This window comes from Mesopusillimonas faecipullorum, assembly GCF_020539505.1.
GTDB lineage: Bacteria > Pseudomonadota > Gammaproteobacteria > Burkholderiales > Burkholderiaceae_B > Mesopusillimonas > Mesopusillimonas faecipullorum.
Genome location: NZ_JACDXW010000001.1, coordinates 109,482 through 132,232 on the forward strand (window position 1 = coordinate 109,482; position 22,751 = coordinate 132,232).

The 22,751-nt window shown below is 55.5% G+C and carries 19 protein-coding genes and 2 pseudogenes; 14 read left to right on the forward strand and 7 right to left on the reverse strand.

Annotation, left to right across the window (positions count from 1 at the left end):
- Positions 1–1,554: a glutamate:gamma-aminobutyrate antiporter gene (gene gadC / locus H0484_RS00500; RefSeq protein ID WP_226952468.1), complete on the forward strand. Its 1,554-nt coding sequence runs from the start codon at positions 1–3 to the stop codon at positions 1,552–1,554.
- Between the two features lie 83 nt (positions 1,555–1,637).
- Here gadC and H0484_RS00505 read toward each other — a convergent pair whose 3' ends face one another.
- Complete coding sequence (locus H0484_RS00505) at positions 1,638–2,894, reverse strand: LysR family transcriptional regulator (RefSeq protein WP_226952469.1); 1,257 nt, start codon at positions 2,892–2,894, stop codon at positions 1,638–1,640.
- Between the two features lie 194 nt (positions 2,895–3,088).
- On the opposite strand from H0484_RS00505, the pseudogene H0484_RS00510 reads away from it, so the two are divergent.
- The 7 genes and pseudogenes from H0484_RS00510 to H0484_RS00540 form a co-directional block, all read left to right on the forward strand.
- Positions 3,089–4,510, forward strand: a pseudogene (locus H0484_RS00510) (IS5 family transposase); the annotation flags it as partial.
- Positions 4,511–4,761: 251 nt separating this feature from the next.
- Complete coding sequence (locus H0484_RS00515; protein WP_226952470.1) at positions 4,762–5,409, forward strand: PadR family transcriptional regulator; 648 nt, start codon at positions 4,762–4,764, stop codon at positions 5,407–5,409.
- A 12-nt stretch (positions 5,410–5,421) separates the two neighbouring features.
- Positions 5,422–6,237: a siderophore-interacting protein gene (locus H0484_RS00520; protein ID WP_226952471.1), complete on the forward strand. Its 816-nt coding sequence runs from the start codon at positions 5,422–5,424 to the stop codon at positions 6,235–6,237.
- A 172-nt stretch (positions 6,238–6,409) separates the two neighbouring features.
- Positions 6,410–7,279, forward strand: coding sequence for an ABC transporter substrate-binding protein (locus tag H0484_RS00525; RefSeq protein ID WP_226952472.1), 870 nt, complete (start codon positions 6,410–6,412; stop codon positions 7,277–7,279).
- A gap of 41 nt (positions 7,280–7,320) precedes the next feature.
- Entirely contained in the window at positions 7,321–7,893 is a 573-nt protein-coding gene (gene thpR / locus H0484_RS00530) for an RNA 2',3'-cyclic phosphodiesterase (protein WP_226952473.1), read from the forward strand.
- A gap of 73 nt (positions 7,894–7,966) precedes the next feature.
- On the forward strand, positions 7,967–9,370 hold the full coding sequence (locus H0484_RS00535) for an amino acid permease (RefSeq protein WP_226952474.1): 1,404 nt from the start codon (positions 7,967–7,969) through the stop codon (positions 9,368–9,370).
- The gene (locus H0484_RS00540; protein WP_226952475.1) at positions 9,367–10,539 is read left to right on the forward strand and encodes a methyltransferase; all 1,173 of its coding nucleotides are present in this window, start codon (positions 9,367–9,369) and stop codon (positions 10,537–10,539) included. The genes H0484_RS00535 and H0484_RS00540 overlap by 4 nt, the downstream gene beginning before the upstream one ends.
- Positions 10,540–10,549: 10 nt before the next feature.
- Here H0484_RS00540 and H0484_RS00545 read toward each other — a convergent pair whose 3' ends face one another.
- A complete protein-coding gene (locus H0484_RS00545; protein WP_226952476.1) occupies positions 10,550–11,533 on the reverse strand; it encodes an amino acid ABC transporter substrate-binding protein in 984 nt (327 codons plus the stop codon).
- Between the two features lie 4 nt (positions 11,534–11,537).
- A pseudogene (locus H0484_RS00550) lies at positions 11,538–11,921 on the reverse strand (dicarboxylate/amino acid:cation symporter); the annotation flags it as partial.
- Positions 11,922–12,003: 82 nt separating this feature from the next.
- Here H0484_RS00550 and H0484_RS00555 point away from each other — a divergent pair.
- On the forward strand, positions 12,004–14,223 hold the full coding sequence (locus tag H0484_RS00555; protein ID WP_226952477.1) for a prolyl oligopeptidase family serine peptidase: 2,220 nt from the start codon (positions 12,004–12,006) through the stop codon (positions 14,221–14,223).
- A 21-nt stretch (positions 14,224–14,244) separates the two neighbouring features.
- On the opposite strand, the gene H0484_RS00560 is transcribed toward H0484_RS00555, so the two are convergent.
- Positions 14,245–15,243: an AraC family transcriptional regulator gene (locus H0484_RS00560; RefSeq protein ID WP_226952478.1), complete on the reverse strand. Its 999-nt coding sequence runs from the start codon at positions 15,241–15,243 to the stop codon at positions 14,245–14,247.
- 171 nt (positions 15,244–15,414) lie between these two features.
- On the opposite strand from H0484_RS00560, the gene H0484_RS00565 reads away from it, so the two are divergent.
- A complete protein-coding gene (locus tag H0484_RS00565; protein ID WP_226952479.1) occupies positions 15,415–16,137 on the forward strand; it encodes an alpha/beta fold hydrolase in 723 nt (240 codons plus the stop codon).
- A gap of 23 nt (positions 16,138–16,160) precedes the next feature.
- Here H0484_RS00565 and H0484_RS00570 read toward each other — a convergent pair whose 3' ends face one another.
- Positions 16,161–17,246 (reverse strand): DUF481 domain-containing protein, encoded by a 1,086-nt coding sequence (locus tag H0484_RS00570; protein WP_226952480.1) that lies wholly within the window; start codon positions 17,244–17,246, stop codon positions 16,161–16,163.
- Between the two features lie 126 nt (positions 17,247–17,372).
- Between H0484_RS00570 and H0484_RS00575 the strand changes: the two genes are divergently transcribed.
- Positions 17,373–17,807 carry a DUF488 domain-containing protein gene (locus tag H0484_RS00575; protein ID WP_226952481.1) on the forward strand — a complete coding sequence of 145 codons (435 nt, stop codon included), beginning with the start codon at positions 17,373–17,375 and terminating at the stop codon, positions 17,805–17,807.
- Between the two features lie 326 nt (positions 17,808–18,133).
- Positions 18,134–19,399 (forward strand): FliC/FljB family flagellin, encoded by a 1,266-nt coding sequence (locus H0484_RS00580; RefSeq protein WP_226952482.1) that lies wholly within the window; start codon positions 18,134–18,136, stop codon positions 19,397–19,399.
- A gap of 688 nt (positions 19,400–20,087) precedes the next feature.
- On the opposite strand, the gene H0484_RS00585 is transcribed toward H0484_RS00580, so the two are convergent.
- Complete coding sequence (locus H0484_RS00585) at positions 20,088–20,672, reverse strand: hypothetical protein (protein WP_226952483.1); 585 nt, start codon at positions 20,670–20,672, stop codon at positions 20,088–20,090.
- A gap of 337 nt (positions 20,673–21,009) precedes the next feature.
- On the opposite strand from H0484_RS00585, the gene H0484_RS00590 reads away from it, so the two are divergent.
- Together H0484_RS00590 and H0484_RS00595 are read left to right on the forward strand one after the other, a co-directional pair.
- Positions 21,010–21,264, forward strand: a complete 255-nt coding sequence (locus tag H0484_RS00590; RefSeq protein ID WP_226952484.1) for a type II toxin-antitoxin system Phd/YefM family antitoxin — start codon at positions 21,010–21,012, stop codon at positions 21,262–21,264.
- On the forward strand, positions 21,261–21,695 hold the full coding sequence (locus H0484_RS00595; protein WP_226952485.1) for a type II toxin-antitoxin system VapC family toxin: 435 nt from the start codon (positions 21,261–21,263) through the stop codon (positions 21,693–21,695). The genes H0484_RS00590 and H0484_RS00595 overlap by 4 nt, the downstream gene beginning before the upstream one ends.
- A 145-nt stretch (positions 21,696–21,840) precedes the next feature.
- On the opposite strand, the gene H0484_RS00600 is transcribed toward H0484_RS00595, so the two are convergent.
- On the reverse strand, positions 21,841–22,668 hold the full coding sequence (locus tag H0484_RS00600; RefSeq protein ID WP_226952486.1) for a GNAT family N-acetyltransferase: 828 nt from the start codon (positions 22,666–22,668) through the stop codon (positions 21,841–21,843).
- Positions 22,669–22,751: the final 83 nt, after the last annotated feature.

The following is a 22,751-nucleotide window of genomic DNA, read 5'->3' on the forward strand; positions in this document are numbered from 1 at the left end:
ATGTCAAACACTACAGGCAAGCCAGCGGTTCGGCAACTTAGCATGCTCGGATTTTTTGCCATTACTGCTTCGATGGTAATGGCCGTTTACGAATACCCCACCTTCGCAACGTCAGGCTTCAGCCTTGTGTTCTTTTTATTGCTGGGAGGGCTTTTATGGTTTATTCCTGTTGGTTTGTGCTCAGCAGAAATGGCCACAGTAGAAGGCTGGGAAGAAGGTGGTATTTTTGCATGGGTCTCAAATACGCTTGGAGAGCGCTGGGGCTTTGCCGCTATTTCATTTGCTTATCTGCAGATCGCTGTCGGCTTTATTCCCATGCTTTACTTTGTACTGGGCGCTCTGTCGTTCATCCTTAACTGGCCAGCGCTGAATACCGACCCAGTTACCAAAACCATTGCAGCGCTTATTATTTTATGGCTCTTGGCGCTCACTCAGCTGGGTGGCACGAAATACACGGCGCGCCTTGCCAAAGTCGGTTTTTTTGCAGGGATACTATTGCCAGCTCTGGTTTTGGTGGGTTTAGCCATTGCCTACCTTACTAGCGGCGCTCCACTGCAAATAGAAATTAGCGCAGCAAGTTTCTTTCCCGATTTCACCAAAATTGGCACCTTAGTCGTATTCGTTGCCTTTATCCTCAGCTATATGGGTGTAGAAGCCTCCGCCACCCATGTTAATGAAATGAGCAACCCAGGGCGCGACTACCCAAGGGCCATGTTTCTGTTAATGATTTGCGCCATTGGTCTTAGCTCAATTGGTGGTTTATCCGTTGCTTCCGTTATCCCTCACAACGAAATCAACCTCTCCGCAGGTGTTATGCAAGCCTTCGATGCCTTGCTAAACCATTTTGGCAGCGGCTTAACGTGGATTGCGAGAGTTATTTCAGCCCTGCTGCTATTAGGGGTATTGGCTGAGATTGCCGCTTGGATTGTAGGGCCTTCGCGCGGCATGCTCGTTACCGCCCAAAAAGGCATCCTCCCGCAAAAGCTGGCTAAAGTAAATAAAAATGGCGTACCCGTTGCGCTGGTATTCTGCCAACTTACTCTTACAAGCATTGCGTTGATTGTATTGACCAATACCGGAGGCGGCAGCAACCTTTCGTTCCTGATTGCTTTGGCTTTAACCGTGGTGATTTACCTTACGGGGTATATCCTGCTGTTTTTAGCCTATATTCACTTGATTCGTAAACAGCCTGAAAAAAAGAGAGCTTATAACATTCCAGGAGGCACGACATTCAAGGTCATAATCGCCTTTATTGGGCTCGCTATTTCTATTTTGGCCTTTTTGGTTTCCTTCGTACCTCCCAGCTCGTTACCAGGTAAAGAAGCCACCGACATCTATGTTGGTCTGCTGGTCGTCAGTTATATCATTATTCTCTTGCTCCCCTTTGTTGTTTACGCCTTGCACAACAAGGCTGGTAAAACAACCAATGTGGAACTACAACACATGACCGCCGACACCAGGCCGGCGTATCACCTCTGGATTCACCCCAGAGCACGTGAGACGCATCATGTCGTCGTGACTCATGATCAACCCATACCAGAGCCCAAAAGCTAAGCCCACTCAAGGCTGATATGAGCTTCAATGACAAGGCAGCAGCCCGCATGGACTGCCTTGTCATTGCTAACCCGCTTCCGCTTTTATTTCAGTTCATTCACTTTCGCTGACGCCACGCCGCCATATGTCTTGGTCAATTCATCAAGAAGGCGGCTCAGGTCTGCCGCAGGGTCACCTTCCGCTCTCCATGCCATACCGATGCGCCGGACTGTTTGTGGAAGGGGAACCTGCACGATGCTCAGCAGCGCCGTCTCTCCCAACTGAGCCTCGCCTTGTGACGCCAAAGCGAGTCGCCCGGTCTGGACGGTAAGCGAGCGAGTCAAGGCTGAGCTACCTGCACGCAAACGTCCAACAGGAGGTGGTAGGCCCGCATCGGCAAAAACCTGATGCAACACAGTTTCGGCAGGCGAATTTGCAAGCGGCAACACCCACTGATATTTCAGAAGGTCTGCCAAGACAGGATTGGGCAAGCCAAAAATCTCATGTCCGCTGTGAGCCACTACTGCCAGTGAGTCTTCTAACAACACTTTCTGCTGCACGCCGTCGGGGGGAGGAAAGCGCAATGCGCCCAGCAGAATGTCAATATCAGCGCGCAGGAGTTGCTCGACCAGAACCTCATAGGTTCCATCAATGACACGAATATCCAGTTCTGGATGCGCAAGTAAAATATTATCTACGGCCCTAGGTAAAAAAAGCGATATCGATAAAGGCAAGGTGCCGATGACCAGTTCACCACGCACCTCCCCACGCCAAGCGGCCAAGTCAGAGCGCAAGGCACGCAACTCCGCAAACGAGAGTTTGACACGACGTAAAAGAGCCTCCCCAGCCGGTGTCAAACGCGTTCCACGGCTTGACTTATGAAAGAGACAAACGCCTGCAAGACGCTGCAACTCTTCCAGTCTGCGGTGCACTGCGGGCTGTGTAACGTTAAGGTGTTCAGCCGCACGCACTTCACTTCCACACACGGCAACCGCGGTTATCGCATGCAAGCTTGTGGGCGACACACGAGCGGCGAAGTACCGGGCGGAATTCAGTATTTTTTTGTCAGGCTCTCCTAGAACACGGGCTTCTTTCGCGCCTTGCTCAAGTTGCGATAAAAACGCCTCGACTCTTCGAAAGACCAGCTGACCTGGAGTTGTGGCCGACATTCCTCGTGCGCCGCGATCAAACAGCGAAACACCCAAAGCTTTTTCAAGATCTTTGACTGCTCGAGTAATCACTGGCTGCGATAAATATATAGCTTCAGCGGCATGCATAGCCCCCCCGTATCGGGCTACAGCAGCGGCACAGCGCAGCATCCGCAGAAAATCGAGAAAAGGCGCGTCGCGCTCAAGGTTCATGTGATTAGACGAAGGGCATCGTTAGGGCTGGTTACTACATACATCGCATGACTCAGTTTAATGCGTAACTTAAGTAGTCGCCCCTGATTTATTCGTAAGCCATTGATTTTGCTGGATATTTTCTTCATTCCGGCGTATAATTTCTCCCGTTCTGATAGCGCATCCGCCTTGATTTCTGGGAGTTTCGTGCCGTGATGTTCACCTGCCCCGCCACCGACGATTTCTTCCGCTCGCGCATCGACCAGATGATCGATCTGCGCCATCCGCTGGCGGTGCTGTCTTCGCGCATGCCCTGGCAGGAGATCGAGGCGCGGGTGGCCCACCTGCTGGTGCGCAAGGCCCACGCCGGGCAGGCCATGCCCGATCTGGATTTGTTCGGCGAGAAGCCCCAGCGCAAGGCTGCGGCCAGCAAGGCCGGGCGCCCGCGCGTGGCGCTGCGCATCATGGTCTCGCTGCTGTACCTCAAGCACGCGTTCAACGAGTCCGATGAAGGTGTCGTTGACCGCTGGGGCGAGACGCCGACCTGGCAGTTCTTCTCAGGCCAGGCGTACTTTGAACACCAGCGTCCCTGCGACGCCACCACCCTGGTCAAGTTCCGCCAGTTGCTCGGCGAAGAAGGCGTGGAAGAACTTCTGGCACAGACGATCAACGTGGCGCTTGAGATCAAGCTGATCAAGCCGCAGGAGCTGACCCGCGTGATCGTGGACAGCACGGTGCAGCACAAGGCGATTGCGCACCCCACCGACAGCCGCCTGCTGGAGACAGCCAGGGTCAAGCTGGTCGAAGCAGCCAAGGGTGCCGGCATCGACTTGAAGCAGACCTTTGCCAAGGAAGGCAAGGAGCTGGGCCGCAAGGCCGGGCGCTATGCCCACGCGCGCCAGTTCAAGCGCATGCGCCGCGCCATCAAGCGCCAGCGCACCATCGTCGGGCGGCTGCAGCGCGAGATCGAGAGGAAGATCGCCACTGGGGCCAGCGCCATCGGGCAAGCCGTGCGCCAAGCGCTCGCCCAGACATTGAGCAAGGCCGCGCGCATCGTGGCCCAGAGCGGCCAGCGCAAGGCGGTGGATGGACAGCCCAAGCTGTACGCCTGGCATGCCCCGGAGGTGGACTGCATCAGCAAAGGCAAGGCCAAGCAGCCCTACGAGTTCGGCGTGAAGGTGGGCATTGCCAGCACGCTCAAAGGCAACCTGATCGTGGGCGCCCGGGCCTTCCACGGCAACCCGTACGACGGTCACACACTGCGCGAACAGCTGGAGCAGGCCACGATCCTGATGCAGGACAGCGATGCAAAACCAGCGACAGCCTTTGTCGATCTGGGCTACCGGGGGGTGGATGCGGACAACCCGGATGTGCACATCGTGCACCGGGGCAAGGCCAAGCGGATCAGTGAGCAGGAAAGAAAGCTGCTCAGGCGGCGCCAGGCTATTGAACCCATCATCGGACACCTCAAGGCCGATCACCGCATGGATCGCTGCCACCTCAAGGGCGAAACGGGTGACCGCCTGCACGCGGTGCTGTGCGCGGCCGGCTACAACATCAAGTGGCTGCTGCGCATGATCGCCAGGAAGGGGGTTACCTTCCTCACAACCATTTTGTTGTGCCTGCAGCAGGCCAGCACGCAGGGGCGTTCTTGGCTGGCCGCTGTGATGGGCATGCGCTCTTGGGCTGCTGATGGCCGATCAACCCTGGCCAACCGGCTGACCTTTGGTGCTGGCAGGCTCTCTCAGGCTTGAAATGAATATTTCAGGGCCGACTAAGTATTACCAGATACTGCCCTCGTTCAAGCCCGCAGGAAAGTAAAGTTGCCCTTGACACCGCCCTCAATTTCGCCGAATATATCGTACGATACATCTTACGATCTAAAAAAATGCACTTTCGCTTACCTTTCCCTCCTCGCCCCCACACGCTTTCCATCCTTCCCGAGTCGGCTTTTGCGGGTGACGAAGGCAGGCATTTAATGCGTGGTCGCAAGGTGGGGGCTGAAGATCTGCAGCTCATGCTATTGGCTCTGCTTGAAAAACAAGGTAGTCATGGCTACGACCTGATCAAAGCGCTGGATGAGCTCAGCAACGGTTACTACAAGCCCAGTCCGGGCGTGGTGTATCCGGCGCTTGGGCATCTAGAAACATCGGGTTGGGTGGCCTGTTCCCGCGAAGGCGCCAAAAAGCGATATGAACTCACTACCGCCGGCACCGAACATCTGCGTACCCAGCACACGCGGGCGCAACTGCTGTTCAAACGTTTGCAGCACGCCTCTAAACGTATGGCCTGGTTGCGGCAAGCCATGGACGGCCAGCCCCGCGAGCTAGGCCCGGAAGGCGAAGACTTGGCAACAGGTTGGCTACCCGAGCTTGTCGACATGCGGCGAGCGCTGCGTATGGCATTGATGAAGCACACCGACGCTACGCCCGCCACCCAACGTAGGCTGATAGCCATACTGCAACAAACCGTCAAGTCTATAGCTGCGCTTGATGAAAACCCAGGCGGGTCAACCTCACCCGCCACCAAAGAATAGGAAATCCACACTATGAGTCGACCAGAACTGAACGTTGAACGTGTACGCCACGAACTGAAAATACGTCAGCTTACGGTAGCGAAGGTTGAGCGCATTGCCGATTTGTTGGTCCGCGTAACGCTGACCGGCGATGATCTACAAGATTTCGTTTCCGCCTCCTTCGATGACCACATCAAGGTGTTTTTCTCCGAACAACCAGCCACCCCTGTGCCCTTGCCTGCCTTGGGCCCCAACGGCCTCGCTTTTCCCGAAGATCAGCCCCGCCCGCAGGCGCGCGACTACACCCCTCGCCGCTTCAATGCTCAGGCCCGAGAGTTGGAAATCGAGTTCGTTCTGCATGGCGATGGCCCCGCATCTGAATGGGCGGCGCAAGTACAGCCGGGGCAAACTTTGGTCATAGGCGGCCCACGTGGCTCGTTCGTCGTACCCACGGCTTTTGACTGGCACGTGCTGATCGGCGACGAGACGGCTCTGCCCGCCATAAGCCGCCGCCTGGAAGAACTGCCCGCTGACACTCACGCCATCGTGCGTATTGAAGTACCGCAAGCTGCCAATGAAATCCCTCTGCAAAGCAAGGCCAAGCTGGATTTGCAATGGCTGCACCGCAATGGCGCTCAGCCAGGTGCCAGTACCCTGTTGCCAGAGGCGGCCAAGAAGCTGACCTTTCCGACCGGTGAAGGTTATGTATGGGCGGCTGCGGAATCCGCAGTGGCCAGAGCAGTGCGCGAAGTCATGGTGAATCAGCACCAAATCGGCAAGCGCCGCATACGCGCCTCAAGCTACTGGAAGCACGGCGCCTCGGGTGTACACGAAACACTGGACGATTAAGCCTCAAGCCGCCCGCAGCACGCTTGAGCTATGTTTTCTTGCGGCCCACAGAAACACGGGCCGCAAAATACATATAATGAGAATCTTTATTATTCTCAAGAAGCTGAAAAACATGAAACGAACAAGCCGCTTGCTCGGTCTTTGTACTGCCCTAGCCCTGACAATGCCCGTCATGGCTTTCGAATTGGTACACGATGGTGGCACCCTTACCCTCGATCAATCGCCCAGCACCATCGCCAGTTTTGACCTGGCCGTGCTAGATAGCTTGAATGAGCTTGGCATTGAGGTAGCGGGCGTACCTAAGTCGACTTATGCCGGCAGCCTCGAAAAATACAATCAAGCGGCAAAAGTAGGCACGCTGTTCGAGCCCGATTACCCTGCTCTTGAAAAGCTTTCACCCCAACTGATCTTCGCTGGTGGGCGTTCGCAAAAGGCCTTGCAAGAGCTCAACAAGATTGCTCCCAGCGCCAGCCTTAACGCCGACCCACGCGCATTTATGGAAAGCTTCCGCAGCAACAATATGGCCCTGGCCAAAGCATTCCAAAAAGAAGAACAAGCCATTCAAGCCATCGATGAAGACCTTAAGGCTTTGCATGCTGCCAACCAAGGCAAAACCGGCGCCTTTTTGTTTGCCATCAACGGCAATGTCATGGCGCACGTACCGGGTGATCGCTTTGGGTATGCCTACGAGCTGGCCGGCTTGAAGTCGGTGTTGCCCGCCAAAGCTCCTGACGCCGTTGCCGCACCTCGCGCCGAGCCTGGTTCGGAAGCCGCCAAGGCAGCTGCGGCAGCCAGGGCCCAAACGATTGCCGCTATTGCCCAGGCCGAGCCCGACTGGTTGATCGTCCTTGATCGTGGCGCGATCAACGGCGGTGAGAAAACCGCAGCCAACACCCTGGCCAAGCACCCCGAATTGAGCCAGACTCAAGCTTACAAACAAGGCCGCGTTTATTATGCGGACCCCAACGGCTGGTATGTGATTGGTGGCGGACTGGGCAACTTGAAAGCCATTACTGCGGACATGCTGGCCACCATGAAGTAATTTGGGGCAGCCACGATGCGGCGTCAGCTTGGACACATAATATGAATGACGATATTGCCCCAGGCCCGGTCAGCAGGCGCTTATTTTTTGCGCTGTGGCCTGCCGCCGCCGACGCCGCTCGTATCATGCAGTGGGCCAACATCGCTCACCAGGCCTGCGGGGGCCGTATCATGCGGCCCGAAACCTTGCATCTCACCCTGGCGTTCCTGGGCAACACCTCTGCCGAGAAGGTCATCGCTTTGCAAAGTGCCGCAGCTGAGTGGACGGCACAGGCTCGGGCCATCACACTAGAACGTTTTGGCTGTTTTCAGGGCCCACGCGTAGTATGGGCCGGCCCTGGCGCCCAAGACACCCATGCACAGGCCTGGCTGCAGGCGCTACACGACGATTTGTGGATGCGTCTGGAAGCCATGGGGTGGCAGCGGCCCGACACGGCATTTCGCCCCCATGTGTCCTTGTTGCGCAAAGCCTCCACCAATCAAACAGCGGCCTTGTCCGCCCCAGCTCCGTTGACTTGGCTGCCCGAACAATGCGTGCTGGTGGCCTCGACTCCTGGTGAAACTGGCTCTTACTACGAAGTGCTGGCGCGCATGCACCTGCATGTCAGTCAATAACGGCTGCCGCCTGCTACGGTAAACTCGACCTCCCGCCCCGACGCGCGCGCCCGTCGACTGAACCGAATTTTCCATGACCCCCGCAGCAGACCCCACCTCTTCAACCCAGCAGGCCCACCCCCACCTAGCACGCAATCTCGCCAACCGACACTTACAGCTGATAGCCATAGGTGGTGCCATCGGCACCGGGCTATTCATGGGCGCCGGCAAAACCATCTCGCTCGCGGGCCCTTCCATATTGTTGGTGTATGCCATCATTGGCGGCATGCTGTTTTTTGTGATGCGGGCCTTGGGCGAACTGCTGTTGTCCAACCTGGAATACCGTTCTTTTGCCGACGTCGCCGGCGACCTGCTCGGCCCCTGGGCGCAGTTTTTTACGGGCTGGACATACTGGCTATGCTGGATCGTTACCGGTGTGGCCGATGTCGTGGCCGTAGCAGGCTATGTCTCATTCTGGCTACCCGAGCTCGCCCCCTGGATACCGGCACTCGGGCTGATTTTGCTGCTGTTGGTGTTGAACCTGCCCACCGTACGCAACTTTGGCGAAATTGAGTTCTGGTTCGCCTTGATCAAGCTGATTGCCATTGCCGCCCTGATTGGTGTGGGCGCCTATATGCTCATCACCCGATTCGAAACCCCCAGTGGCACGCAGGCGTCCATCAGCCATTTGTGGTCGCATGGCGGATTCTTTCCGAATGGATGGTGGGGATTTGTTGCCGGATTCCAGATCGCCGTGTTTGCCTTTGTTGGCATAGAGTTAGTAGGCACGGCAGCCGCCGAGGCAAAAGACCCCGAACGCAATCTTCCCCGGGCCATCAACTCCATCCCGATTCGTATTGTGGTGTTCTATCTAGGGGCTTTGTTCGTCATCATGACGGTAACGCCTTGGGATCAAATCAACCCCGAGGTCAGCCCTTTTGTTGCCATGTTCTCGTTGGCGGGTCTGGGTATCGCCGCTCATGCAGTCAATTTCGTCGTGCTGACGTCCGCGGCCTCCAGCGCCAATTCGGGCATTTACTCAACCTCGCGCATGATATTCGGCTTGGCCGACAGCGCGCTGGCGCCGCGCTTGCTGGGCAAGCTGAACAAGCGCCAGGTACCCGTTAATGCCTTGTTTTTCTCCTGCGTATTTTTACTGTCCGGGGTCGCGCTGCTGTATGCCGGTAAAAGCATTATCGAAGCCTTTACCGTCGTCACAACGATTTCCGCACTGCTGTTTCTATTCGTGTGGTCCATCATTTTGCTTAGCTATGTGCAGTATCGGCGCAAGCGGCCGGCCTTGCATCAGGCCTCGCGTTTCAAAATGCCCGGAGGCCTGCCCGCTGTGGTCATGGTGCTGGCCTTCTTTATTTTTGTACTATGGTCGCTGACGCAAAAACCCGATACCGCCGTAGCGCTCATGATCACACCGGCATGGTTCCTGCTATTGGCCCTCATTTACTGCTTTGTGCGAAAACGCACGCCGGAGACCCCATGAACACCCTAGACTCAAGGTTGTCCGGCTCTCCCGCCGCTGTAGAGTTAGCATGGAATGAGGGTGAAGACGCCCACCGCGCCCTCTGGCGAGCCGATTTACACGGCGCTGCGCCCAAGCGCATTCAGGCGGCGGACGACACCATCAAGGCCGACGAGGCCTATCGTCTGATCAGCCAAGGCACCGCCCTGCTTTGGCGCGGTGACTTTCACAACGCGCGACAACTTCTGAAAGCCCTGGCCACACGAGTCGAGCGCAGACAAAAACGCAAGCCCCAAGAAACTGAACCCGCCCCGGCTGAACGTTTTCACCAGCATAGGTTGCAGCTTTCGCAGCGTGCACAAATCCTGAATCGCTTGCTTATCCCTCTTCAGGCAGACCTTGCTATACCGCTGCGTCGAGCGCCCGACGTGTCACAAGCCTGCGCAGCTGCCTTTACGCCGCTGGGCGATGCCGAGCTGATTCCCTTACGCGCTCTGCAAGGTTATATAGGCGCTTGGGAATGGCAGAAGAAAGGCGTCGAGGTGGCTGGTTTAGCTGAGCGCATTCATGTGCCGCATGGGGTGTATTCACCTATACGCGGTGAATACCTGCCGCTGCTGATGCAGGCCCCCTTGCCTGCGCATACGCAACTGGCTTTTGATATCGGTACCGGTAGCGGTGTGTTAACTGCCTTGCTGTTGCAAAGAGGCGTGCCTCGCGTGGTGGCCACCGACATCAACCCGCGCGCGCTGCAAGCCGCCCAAGAGAATCTTGCGCGCCTGCACTACACCGATAGAGTCGAATTACTGGCTCGCGATCTCTTTCCTGAGGGCAAGGCCGACCTTATCGTTTGCAACCCACCTTGGCTACCTGCCAAACCCACCAGTCAGATCGAACAGGCCGTATACGATCCTGGGCACCGCATGTTGCAGGGTTTCTTGGCTAAGGTGACAGCCCATTTGCAGCCTGGGGGCGAGGTTTGGTTGCTGATGTCTGATCTGGCCGAACATCTGGGTTTACGCGAACCCGAATGGCTGCGGCAGACCATCCACGCAGCAGGCTTGACTGTTATCGAAAAACGGGACACCCAGCCTGTTCACGGCAAAGCGCAAAACACCGACGACCCCTTGTACGCGGCACGCAGCAAGGAAACCACCAGTCTTTGGCGTCTGGCACCTCTTGCACCCTGAACCGCTGCCGTTACCTGGCACCGGTACGCTTGGCGAGCATGTCCATGACCGCTCGCAAAGTGGGGTTCATGGGAAGATCCAGTGTCTGACCATCTGGCAACCGACGTTGAAACCAGCGTACATACAGGCGTTCCAGCTCGCGACTGGCGGCCATACGCGACAACTCGGCATCAACAAGTGCACGCATAGCGCTATCGTCGTGTGCAAAGGCAATACCGTAAACGTCGTAAGAAACCCACGGGCCCACCAAGCGATATTGATCGCGTTTGTCCTGTTCAGCCAACAAGGCGTACAGAAGCACCTCATCGCCCAACAAGGCTTGCACTGCCCCGATTTCGAGTGCCTCGAAGCCTGAGGGGTAATTATCGAAAGCCAGCAACGTGGCACGTGCCCCCCTTTTCTCCAACCACTGCGCCAGCGCTTGTTGTGCAGTGGTGCCTGCCACCACACCAACGCGCTTGCCGGCCAGTTGATCCACCGACCGCAGATCCGCCTGGCGGCTGATCATCAGCCGCGCGCCGGTAAAGAAAATCGGGCTAGAGAAAGACACCCATTGGCGCCGCTGGGCTGTATCGGAAGAAGCACCGCACTCTAGGTCTATACGGCCCTGCACCAAGGCTTCAAAGCGATTTTCCGCCGTAACAGGCACCCACTGCGTATTCAAGGGCTTATCTAGTCGGCGAGCAACCGCTTCTATCAGGTTCTTGCATATATCTATGCTGTAGCCCACAGGACGGCGCCAGGCTTTGGGTACAAAAGAAAAGGGCAAAGCATCTTCGCGATAACCCACTTTTACGGTTGCCGTTTGGTGGATACGAAGCAAGCTACCGGTCAAGACTTCTACCGGCTTTGCTTCTTGACTCTGCGCCAACAACTGAGGCGCATCCATGGTTTGCGCGTGGGATACGTTCAGCCCTGTTGTCATAAGCAAGCAGGCCAGCCCAAGCATCAAGCCAGCCACTTTGCTCTGCCAGATTTGAAACCCCGTGCTCATGTCATCAACCCTCGGCTGCAGGGCGAGAGGCCGTCTCAGGGCGGGCACCTTGCCCCGAACCCGAATCATGCGTTGTAGAGGCCTGGGCCTGGTCTTGGGGAGTTTGCAATCCCCCCTCCCACTTGGCCACCACTGCCGAGGCAATACCATTACCCACCGCATTAGTGGCCGAGCGACCCATATCGAGAAACTGATCTACACCCATGATCAGCAACAAACCCGCTTCTGGAATACCGAACTGCGACAACGTGGCCGCTATGACTACCAAGGAAGCACGCGGTACACCCGCCATACCTTTGGAAGTCAGCATCAGCATGGCCATCATGGCCAGCTGCGTTTCATCTTGGATAAGCTGATTGCAGCCATAGCCCACAGCAATGCCCAAAACCAAGGCAAAACGGTGCTATTATCCAGCGAATTACTAAGGAAAAACCATGGTTTTCTTGCGTTTATCAGTGGCACTGACTGCCATGCTTACCCTAGCTGCATGCAATAGCTCCGACGACTCCGAGCAGCCCACTCCCGAGCCTCCCAAGCCCAGCTACCCCACCACTCGCAGCGGCACTGACAGCGACGTTTACTTCGGTCGCGCAGTGGTCGACCCCTATCGCTGGTTGGAAGACATAGAAAGCGCCGAAACCGATGATTGGGTTAACGCGCAAAGCCGGCTGACGGCCTCGCACATCACCGCCATGCCAGACTACGCCGCGCTCTCTAAACGCATGGCCTCCTTTTTCAGCCCGACTGTCAGCACGGCCAAAAGCAGGAGCGTGCAGCAAAACAAACAACAGCATATTCAAGGCGTTGAAGGCAAAGACGGTAAGTTTTATTATCAGGTCCAGCAACAACGGCAGGGCCATGATTTCTTGCGCCCCACAACCGCGACCGAGTTCGTTTCGGTAGACAACGTCATCTATGTCGCCGATAGTGCGCAAGATGTGCAAAACGCCCAGGCATTAATAAACGCCGACGACTTTCGCATAGAGCCGGACGACCACATTGAGCTGCAAGGGCACCAGGTATCGGACGACGGTAAGGTGTTGGCCTACGCGATGGTACGCAATTACGCAGACCTAGCCGAAGTACACCTCATTAATCTCGAACGCCCCCAAGATGGCCCTTTCCTGAAAATACAGAATGTGGTTGCCGGGGCCTTTACTCTACTTGAACAAGGCGTCACTTACTCGCAACCACGCCATACATCCAACCCCCACGTTTCTCCCATCACCTACCAAGCACTGCATTATCAGCCGTATAACGGCGCAAGTGCACAGACGTGGTTTCAGGCCGGACAATACGATTCACTCGCACCGGATGCCGTACACGAAGGGTATCTTTACTATAGCCTGGCTACTGACTTTTATGGCGCCATCGGGCGGGTAGACTTGGCTCAAGCTGAAAAAAGCGGCCAGTTCATTCTAGATTTGCGCGAGCAAAATCACACACTGGGCCTCGTAGGCCCAAGCTCCGAAGACCCTAGCAAGCTTCTGGCCCTCACTTCGCACGGGGCAGGACTGAGCCGTTTGGTGGAGTTCGACCCTAAGAACCCCGCCCCCCAGAACTGGCGCGAAATTTTACCTAACAGCCCACCAGGCACCACTGAATACGTCAATCAAATTCAGAATTGCGGATCGGATTACTATGCCGAGCACTTGGTATCGGGTAGCAGCAAGCTCTTTCATTATGATAAGAGCGGCAGGCATGAAATCGCATTGCCCTCAACCGGCGCCGTTGTTTATATGGATTGCCTGAAGACAGACGAGCAAACACTGCTGCAGTTTTACTTTTCTTCGCTGGCACAACCGACTATTTCTTTCACCTACAACCCCACTACACAAGTTACGGTGCGCGGCGCCACACGGTTTTACGAGGGTTTTGACCCTACACAATACGAAATGCGGCGCCTAATCGCTACCAGCAAAGATGGCACTCAGTTCCCCATCTACGTCGCGCACAAGAAAGGCTTGGAGCCCAAGGGCGATGCGCCCACTCTAATTTACGTGTATGGCGGTTTTTTCGCGCCTATGACCCCATCTTTTCAAGAGAAGCTGATTCCGCTGCTGGAAAGCGGTGGGATATACGCGATTGCGCAGGTGCGTGGTGGGGGTGAGTTCGGTATGGCCTGGCATGATGCCGGGCGATTACTGAACAAGCAAAACACCTATGACGACATCGCGGCAGCGGCCGAACACCTGATCCATACCGGCCTGACACAGCCTGGCAAGCTAGCCCTGCAGGGCGAATCCAATGGGGGGCTGAGCACCGCCGTGCTAGGGCTACAACGCCCCGACTTATTCTCTGTTGTGTTCCCCACTGTGGGCGTGTTGGATCTCGTACGCTACGATCTATTTTCGTCAGGTCTAGGGTGGCATGGAGACTACGGCGCGACGACCCAACAGGCTGAATTCGAAAACCTGATGAAGTTTTCGCCCTTGCATAATGTCAAGCCACAGAGCTACCCGCCCACCTATGTTTTTACCGGCAAAACGGACGGGCGCGTCATGCCCGCACATAGCTACAAGTACGCTGCCACGCTGCAAAACACAGCAACCGGTAGCAACCCCTATATGCTCTATGCCTTCCCTAAAGATGGGCACAGCCTTTCGAGCAATTGGCAGCAATACCTAAACTATATGTGGACGGCGTTCTTTCATCATACGAACAGCCACTACACACCGCCCGTTAATTAAGCCTATGTACGCGCGGCAAGCTCAGTTGTCGCGCGTCTGCTGAGGCGTCTCGCCGAAGGCCTGACGGTAGGCCTTCGAGAAATCCCCCAGATGCGAAAAACCGAAACGCATCGCGGTTTCGCCTACTTTGGCTCGTCGGCCCTGCAGCAGCAATGACTGCCGCACAGCCTCGAGACGTTGTTGACGCAGCCACTGCAACGGCGACTGACCGCATTCATCCCGAAACAAAGCCTGCAAACGCCGCACAGATAAGCCGCAATGCGCCGCCACGCGGGCAACGGGTAGATCTTCACCCAGATTATCGAGCAGATACGTTTGCGCCATCCGCACCGCAGACGGAGCCCGAGGGGGTGGGGCCGGCCATAAATGCGGTGCCATATTGTGCGGCTGATGCAGCAGCAAAGTGGTAGCTACCAGTATCTCGGTTTGGGCCAGTAATGCCGCATAGCCGGCCAGCTGGCTTGCCCCTTGCCCTGCACAGCGGGAAACCCATTGCAACATGGGCGCCAGCGCTTGCCAGCCTACGGCATGTGCCGGCATGACAGCCTCGAAGCAAATGGGGGGTGCTTGATCATGCCCGGTTAAACGACACCAGGCATCATGGACCGCTTGAGCATCTAGCCGCAACAACACCTGCTCGTAATCTTCGCCCGCCGTAAAGTGAAAGCGTCGCCCAGGACTGATGATGAAAGCCGTGCGCGGAGTGACGTCAAGCGTGGCTCCATCGAAATAAAACGAAGCTTGCCCTTTTACCGGGAGCACCAGCAGGTAGTAGTCGCTGAGCCCATCGGGGTCGACGCTGACACCCGCGCCCCAAGTTAAGCGCAATAACGAAAGCCTGCCACAAGACAGCACATCGAGCTGATTGCGTATCTTCTGGCCCGGTGATGTCAGGCGTAAGCGATGCGGATCGAGCACCAAGCTGGTGCGCAACCGTGCTTCTTCGAGATCGCCGGTGTCTATCAGACGGTGCTGATCGAAAGGCGTAGTGGAAAACACAGAAGAAACCGCTTGGCCCATTTGTCTACCCCCTCCTTTTTTCTTATCGTCCCCCGAAGGCGAGAGATTTATTTTATCTATATGACGCTTTTTCGTCAGACAACGCGCAAAACCGATAGACGGCCCTCAGGAATCTGGCCGACCATGTGAAGGAAATTCAAACCCTATATTCATAAACAGAGGAGCGTAGTAATGAAAATTGTCTTGATTCATGGTTCTTGGCACACCGGCGAACACTGGCAACCCGTCGCCGATCACCTGCGCAAGGCAGGTTACGAAGTGCACACCCCCACCGTTGCCGGCCATGGCAAGAACGTCGATAAAAACGTCAATCATGCCGACTGCACCCGCTCTATCGTCGATTACATCACAGCCAATAATCTGAGCGATTTCGTGCTGCTGGGCCACAGCTATGGCGGCACCATTATTTCAAAGGTGGCCGAGGCTGTTCCCGAACGCATACGCCGCCTGGTTTACTGGAACGCCTTTGTCTTGAACGACGGCGAATCGCTTAACGACGCCACCCCACCGCATTATCAAGCGCTGTTCGACCAAATTGCGGGGGCCAGCACCGACAACACCATCATGCTGCCTTTCCAGGTCTGGCGTGAAGCCTTCATCAATGATGCCGATCTTGAGTTGGCCCAACAGGTCTACGATTCCTTGTCTTCCGAACCCTATCAACCTTTCGTAGACAAACTCGACCTGAAAAAATTCTATACCCTGACCATGCCGCGCAGCTATATCAACTGCACTGAAGACATCGCCTTACCGCCGGGTGAGTATGGCTGGCACCCTCGCATGTCCAGCCGCCTGGGGCTGCACAGACTGGTCCAGCTTTCGGGCAGCCACGAAGTGATGTTCACGGCGCCGGCGCGCCTGGCTGAGGCGATTATTGCCGCCGCCAGAGATTAAGCCGATAACACGGCCAAGGCAGCCTACCAGGTTACCCCTACCCCTAGCGAATAACGGATTTCGCGCGACGTGCCCTGGTGGCCGCTAGCCACGCTGCTATAACTGGCTTTGGAATACAGCGACATCCACTGTGTCATGCTGTAGCGCAGGCCCAACTCGGCGTTAAGGTCGTAGTATTTGCCGCTGCGCAACCCCCGGTAAACTTCCCCGTTGGAAAACAGCTGCCAGCTTCTGCCCCCGAAGTAACGCTGGTAGTTCCAGCTTAGGCCCAAAGACTGAAAGTGCTCATCGTCGCCGTCTTGATACATGAAACGTGTGCGTGTCACCAGAGCCGACATAGATAATGACCCTAACTCATCGTCCCAAAACTGATAACCGGGGCCCAGGCCAAAAATACGTTGTTCAGAAGGGTCGACGATATGATCGCGCTCGAAACGCACACGCCCCTGCATGAACAATTTAGGCGAGAAGAACCTATCTACCGTATAAGCTGCGCCGTAGTTGTTGGTTCCCACCACTTTGTCTTGCGTCTTGCGTAAGTAATGCAGTCGCAAGCCATGCCGCCATAAGCCTCGCCGTGCGCTGACGTTGGCCGCCGCACTCCAGCTTTGGTTACGCGAAGAGGCATTGGTAGCGTCTAGGGCAACGTCCAGGTTGCCGGTCAGCAACCAGTCTTGCAAGAAGGGATGCGGTCTGACAATGCGGCGAATATCCGTCAAGCCGATTTCTCGCACGGGGGCCGTTACGTCCTCGGCACCTGCCGGCACACCCACCTGCGCGGGCAGCTCACCCGGCGCTATGGGCACGACCTTACCTTCGCTGCCCGAAGCCACCAAACGCGCCTGGTAATCGATAGGCAGACCCTCCGCGCGCAGGGCCAGGGGGTCTTGGGTTTCCAGCTTGGCCACCTGATCCCAGGCAATATGCACATCACCGGCATATTCTGTTTTCAGCACCAGCGTGCCCGCATCCATCAGCAGCACCTGGCCCGTCAGTCGATCACCGTTGGCGAGCACCACGGTGTCTGCCCTTGCTGCCGCTGCGGCAAAGCCGCACGCCACCGCCACCAGTACTGCCAGTCGGTCAAAATGAAAACGCCTTACCCTCACGCGCCTGTGCTCCTGTTCAAACCACGAAGAAAGCGTCATTGTACAAACCCGGAATGACTCGCCTACCCTAAATAGGCGTAGTAAGGTATCGGGAAGCAACACCGACTGCTTCCCAGGGAGACACCTATGCCCTATGTCATTACCTTGCACCGCGTTCAAGAAGCCACGCAAGAATCGCCCCCCGCCCATACAGCACGCGTATTGATAGACCGACTCTGGCCGCGCGGCCTGCGCAAGCAAGCATTGGGAGACATACAGTGGCTGCACGACGCCAGCCCCGACACCGCACTGCGCAAAGGCCTGCACAGCGGCGAGCTCTCGCCTAAGCAATTCAGCCGGCAATACCAGCAACAATTGCAGCAAACGCCGGATACCCTGATACCCCTGATGAAACTGGCCCGAGCAGGCGAGCTGCAATTGCTCACCGCCACCCGAGACCCGCAGAACTCTTATTTGACGGTACTACGCCAAGCCGTGCTCGAAGCGCTGGCCGAAGAAGACCGGGAATGCGACGGCGGTGAACCCAGCTCGCCGGTGTGCTATGCGCACTTGAAGGAATGAAACGGCTAAGGATGTAGAGGCTGATCCAGCATGGATAAGGCCCTGAACCTGAAAACCAGCCGGCTTAAGAAATTCCTGTAGCTGCCGTTAAGCCCCTTGACGCGAGAGAAGATGGCCTTGCTCAGGCAGCAAGCTGCTTGTAACAGCACCGCAAATCTCCCTGACAAGCACTAAATCTCCTCAAGCTCTTGCCGTAAACCAGCATGTACAGGAAATACAGGGCCTGCCCAACACCCCGGTGAAGGGCCAGGATTCCACCCGGAACGGGTTTTCCTGGTTAACCGGCAGCCTAGCTGCCGCTGCCTTTCCCTCACAGGAGCATCAAAATGTCCGTAATCAACACCAACTACCTGGCACTGGTTTCGCAGAACAACCTGAGCAAATCGCAAAACGCCCTGGGCACTGCCATCGAGCGCCTGTCCTCCGGCCTGCGCATCAATAGCGCCAAGGACGACGCTGCGGGTCAGGCTATTGCCAACCGCTTCAGCGCTAACATCAAGGGTCTGACCCAGGCTGGCCGTAACGCCAACGACGGTATCTCCATCGCTCAGACCACTGAAGGCGCGCTGAACGAAATCAACAACAACCTGCAACGCGTTCGTGAGCTGAGCGTACAAGCCGCCAACGGTACAAACTCAGACTCTGACCTGAAATCCATCCAAGACGAAATCAATCAGCGTCTTTCGGAAATTGATCGCGTTTCCAGCCAGACTCAGTTCAACGGTGTTCGCGTACTGGCAAGCAACGACAACAATCTGCAGATTCAGGTCGGCGCTAATGATAACGAGCTCATCACAATCGGGTTGAAGCAGATCAACAGTGAAACGCTTGGCCTTGGTGATTTTCAGGTTCAGAACAAGACTGAGCTTGCCACCGTTACAAACGGCAACGTTGGCGCAGCATTCACCTCGCGCACGATTGCTAATGACAGCAACAGTCCAGCTATCGCGGCAGAAGGTCTCTATGCATTGAAAGACGGCTCTGGATATGTAGTAAAAGCCGGAGGTGATTACTACACGGCGACGACCACTTCCGTAACCGATGGGGTTCTTGCTGTTACGGGGTGGGATTCTAGCGACACGGCTGTTGATGTTGACGATGTTGACGTTGACGGTGGTGACATTCAGTCGGGACGGGCAACCATCGCTTTGACAGGTGGTACTACGTACAGTGCCATTCTCGACCAGAATGGTACAGCCACGGGTGATTACGTCACTCTCGAAGCAGACGGTAAGTACTATGATTTGTCGTTCAATGCTGCTGGCGCTGGTACTAAGGCTACGGAAGCCTCTTCACTTGTCGTTACTACAGATCGTACTGTTGACGCACTGAGCACTCTGGACAAGGCATTGGCTCAAGTTGACTCTCTGCGCTCAGAACTCGGTGCAGTCCAAAACCGTTTCGAGTCCACCATCGCCAACCTGAATAACACCGTCAACAACCTGTCCGCAGCCCGCTCGCGTATTGAAGACGCCGACTACGCCGTCGAAGTCTCCAACATGACTCGCGCTCAGATTCTGCAACAGGCTGGCACCTCGGTTCTGGCACAAGCCAACCAGGTTCCGCAGACTGTGCTGTCGCTGCTGCGTTAATCATGGCGCGATAATAATTATGCCGCTTCCAAGCCTCTCGTATTTCGTTAGTAAATATTTGATTCGCTTGGAACAACGCTTGCCATTGAGGTTAATGGAAAGCGGGTATTAATTAAGAACAGCCTTCCGTTTTTTCGGAGGGCTGTTTTTTTTCATATAAGACTACTATTCCTGCCCTTATCCAGATTACGGCGTTGCGTAAGAAACAGCTGCTAAGCCAAAAAGACTTAGAAGAAGAATTTGAAAGAAGCATTGGGCTTTATAGCTGACTTTGATCATAAAACACGCTATAGATATGTGTAATGACCCCGCAGTATCTGCTCAGCTCCCCCTGGTATCTAAGTCGGTATTACCTAGGGTGCTGGCTTCCGCTTGATAGATGTGGAAAGCCCCTTCAGGTTCCCGCTTGGTGGCGCGCCATAAACTCTTACTGGCCAGTTTCCGCCTGTTATTGTGAAATCCCCAATCTCCGCAGTGGGTAGCTTTGTCACTGTAGGAAGAATAATCCAAGGTGTGTGGTGAGCGTTTCCCTCAACTATTCTCGTCGGAGTTTCAATTCGTGCCCAATGGTCGTTTACAGGATGGAATTTAATATTTATCTCCTGTTTTATTCTGTTGAGCGTAACGGTCAGGATGTTCGCTCCCACCGTGTTTTCAAGAGCGGAAACAGACCGAATCCTATCGACAATTATGCTCTCTTGGTACTCAACATCACCAGTTTTTTTATTATTTCCGCGTCATTGTGTAAAAGCTGCTGAGGTATGGGGGAACCTAGGCCATCCATAACCATGCCTCTTGATGTCCCTGGTTGTTGCCAAGAAAGGTCAGACAAACCATGAAAGAATCGAGGAGCGCATCCTTCAATAGATGCCTTTTTTTGCCCGACCTTTCTGTCAATTCTAGCGAAAAAAGGTCCAAAGCATCTGTTCTGATAGAACCGTTTGTAGCCCGCCAAGGACACCATTAGCTGCCCTTGGTTAATGGTTTTCTGACTCAAACTTTCCGCTGACCTTTTGATTATTTTGATAATTTCATGTACGGAATTCTCTCTCCTTCCCTCTAGTATTCTTCTAATTAACCATTCATCGGTTGGCATGTTTTGCAAATAAGCAATACCTGAGTAGCCCACACAGAAAACCCCATCAAATGCTTCGTAGACGACGGTTTTGTTGGAGATGGTGTCATGCTGTTCTCCTGACGGATGCAGAGTCAGAAGGCGATCTGAACCATGTATGACAACATCGCGGCGGCAAAGCGAAAGAATAAGGGTCATGGCTGGGGCGCTAAAATTTATGGATGTCCGATTCTATCTGGATAGTGTGTCGCTTCCCCCATTCCTCACAAGTCTCCCACTGCATTCCTCATGTCTGCCGTGCCAGTGTGTGTAGCAGGCTGTAGGGGTAGCCTCTGGCTTGGGGTAGGATGCGGCTGATGCGTTGCGCCACAGCTAGCGAATAGCAACGCCCGCTTCGGTGAGTGCTGGTTTCACAGCCCCTTAGGCCTTCGGGTTCTTGGAGCTGTTTTCTTGCTGCACTGGACGGTGACAGCTCAGCTTTCCTTTTAATCATTTTTGTAGTAACGTACCTACAAAATGACAATGGAGGTGCCTGATGAGCATCACGACCCTATCTAGCCGAGAATTGAATCAAGACGTCACGCGAGCCAAGAAAGCCACCAAGGACGGCCCGGTGTTCATCACGGATCGGGGCAAGCCCGCTCATGTGCTGTTGAGCTTCGCTGACTATCAGCGCTTAACGAAACAGCGGCGCAACATTGCCGACGCACTTGCAATGCCTGGTGCTGAAAACATCGAGTTTGAGCCGCCGCGCGTCACTATCACAGCCCAGCCGGCCGACCTCTCATGATGTATGTGCTCGACACCAACGTATTGTCCGAGCTGCGCAAGGTGCGGTTTGGCAAGGCCGATGCGAATGTGGCGGCTTGGACGGAAAGCGTCGATGCCGCCGACCTATTCGTATCGGCCATCACCATCATGGAACTGGAGCTCGGCGTTCTGTCGATTGAACGCAAAGATGCAGCCCAGGGCGCCATGCTGCGCTTATGGCTAGAGCATCACGTACTACCCGAGTTCTCCGGGCGCACATTGCCTATCGACACCGCTGTGGCGCAGCGCTGCGCTCGTCTGCATGTACCCGACAAGCGCGGCGAGCGTGATGCACTGATTGCGGCTACGGCACTGGTACACGGCATGGCGGTAGTAACGCGCAATGTGGCCGACTTCAAGCCTACGGGGGTGGCCATCGTCAACCCGTGGGAGCCGTCGCCACGGCCATAGCGCCCGCTACTATGATCTATTTGCTGAAGCACGAATCCCTGAACTCAGCCGTAGGTAGCCTTGGCGGGTTTTGTTATGAAAACTATACCTGATCTTCAGGGGCGGTTTGTTTTACAGCGGGTTCAAGCCCCTTTTATACAAGCACTTAACCCAGCTCCAAGCTGGTAATACCGTAGATACATGCCATATCGGGCAAGGCAAAGTCGCCTTTATACATGCGGGCCGTCTCGAAGATGGGTTGCATATCGTAAGCGCTTGCCAATGCCTTGGCAGGCCCGTTTGTTTCCGGAATGTCTATGAAAACCGGGCTGTTTTCGGGAACGGACTGCATGAGCGCGCGCAGCAAGGCCTGCGCGTCTGAGGGAGTATCGGCAAACAAAGGGCCAATTTTGTACCCTACCCGGCACGATCGAATCAGGCCATAGCCGACCAACTGTGCTTGCCTAATCAAACCAAAGCCATGAGCATCCGCCTGCATGAGCCAGGCTTGCAAGAAAGCATCTCGACCCGCCGGAAAGTACACTTGGTCATAGCGAGCAATAGAAGCAAAGGGCAAACGCGACAAAGGCAGGATATTCGATGCCTCGCTTTCATCAGTCAAGCGTTGGGCTACGCCCTGGTAGCGGATGTTTCGATGTGCGACCGTGAAGCCGAGCCGGCCATAATTGGCTTGTTGGGCAACAACGCCATCCAAGCCTATGACTCTTGCCCCTAAATGGTTCAAGGCGGCCTGCATGACCTGCTTGCCATAACCCCGCCCACGATGGCTGGGTTTAACGATGTACAAACCCAAGAAGGCATAGCTGCTGCCATAGCGCACAGCGCTTATGCAGGCAACAGGCTTGCCGTTCAGATCGCCCACCAGAAACCCCTGCGAGTCAGCCGCGTAGAAGCTGTCGGCATCATGCAATCCAGGGTTCCAACCTTCGTCAGCAGCCCATTGCAAAGCCACGTCCAAATCGCGGCGCTGCATGAAACGAATTTGAAAATTCCGCATAAGCTTACCCCCGTGTTTTTCCAGCAAATGCAAAGGTCGTTGACCACGACCTCTACTTG

Bases quoted from the DNA above. Each gene is read 5' to 3' on its own strand.
- H0484_RS00595 (WP_226952485.1), top strand. From the start codon at position 21,261: ATGATGTATGTGCTCGACACCAACGTATTGTCCGAGCTGCGCAAGGTG.
- H0484_RS00555 (WP_226952477.1), top strand. From the start codon at position 12,004: ATGCTTACCCTAGCTGCATGCAATAGCTCCGACGACTCCGAGCAGCCC.
- gadC (WP_226952468.1), top strand. From the start codon at position 1: ATGTCAAACACTACAGGCAAGCCAGCGGTTCGGCAACTTAGCATGCTC.
- H0484_RS00505 (WP_226952469.1), bottom strand. From the start codon at position 2,894: ATGAACCTTGAGCGCGACGCGCCTTTTCTCGATTTTCTGCGGATGCTG.
- H0484_RS00540 (WP_226952475.1), top strand. From the start codon at position 9,367: ATGAACACCCTAGACTCAAGGTTGTCCGGCTCTCCCGCCGCTGTAGAG.
- H0484_RS00580 (WP_226952482.1), top strand. From the start codon at position 18,134: ATGTCCGTAATCAACACCAACTACCTGGCACTGGTTTCGCAGAACAAC.
- thpR (WP_226952473.1), top strand. From the start codon at position 7,321: ATGAATGACGATATTGCCCCAGGCCCGGTCAGCAGGCGCTTATTTTTT.
- H0484_RS00590 (WP_226952484.1), top strand. From the start codon at position 21,010: ATGAGCATCACGACCCTATCTAGCCGAGAATTGAATCAAGACGTCACG.
- H0484_RS00585 (WP_226952483.1), bottom strand. From the start codon at position 20,672: ATGACCCTTATTCTTTCGCTTTGCCGCCGCGATGTTGTCATACATGGT.
- H0484_RS00515 (WP_226952470.1), top strand. From the start codon at position 4,762: ATGCACTTTCGCTTACCTTTCCCTCCTCGCCCCCACACGCTTTCCATC.
- H0484_RS00575 (WP_226952481.1), top strand. From the start codon at position 17,373: ATGCCCTATGTCATTACCTTGCACCGCGTTCAAGAAGCCACGCAAGAA.
- H0484_RS00525 (WP_226952472.1), top strand. From the start codon at position 6,410: ATGGCTTTCGAATTGGTACACGATGGTGGCACCCTTACCCTCGATCAA.
- H0484_RS00545 (WP_226952476.1), bottom strand. From the start codon at position 11,533: ATGAGCACGGGGTTTCAAATCTGGCAGAGCAAAGTGGCTGGCTTGATG.
- H0484_RS00565 (WP_226952479.1), top strand. From the start codon at position 15,415: ATGAAAATTGTCTTGATTCATGGTTCTTGGCACACCGGCGAACACTGG.
- H0484_RS00560 (WP_226952478.1), bottom strand. From the start codon at position 15,243: ATGGGCCAAGCGGTTTCTTCTGTGTTTTCCACTACGCCTTTCGATCAG.
- H0484_RS00600 (WP_226952486.1), bottom strand. From the start codon at position 22,668: ATGCAGCGCCGCGATTTGGACGTGGCTTTGCAATGGGCTGCTGACGAA.
- H0484_RS00535 (WP_226952474.1), top strand. From the start codon at position 7,967: ATGACCCCCGCAGCAGACCCCACCTCTTCAACCCAGCAGGCCCACCCC.
- H0484_RS00520 (WP_226952471.1), top strand. From the start codon at position 5,422: ATGAGTCGACCAGAACTGAACGTTGAACGTGTACGCCACGAACTGAAA.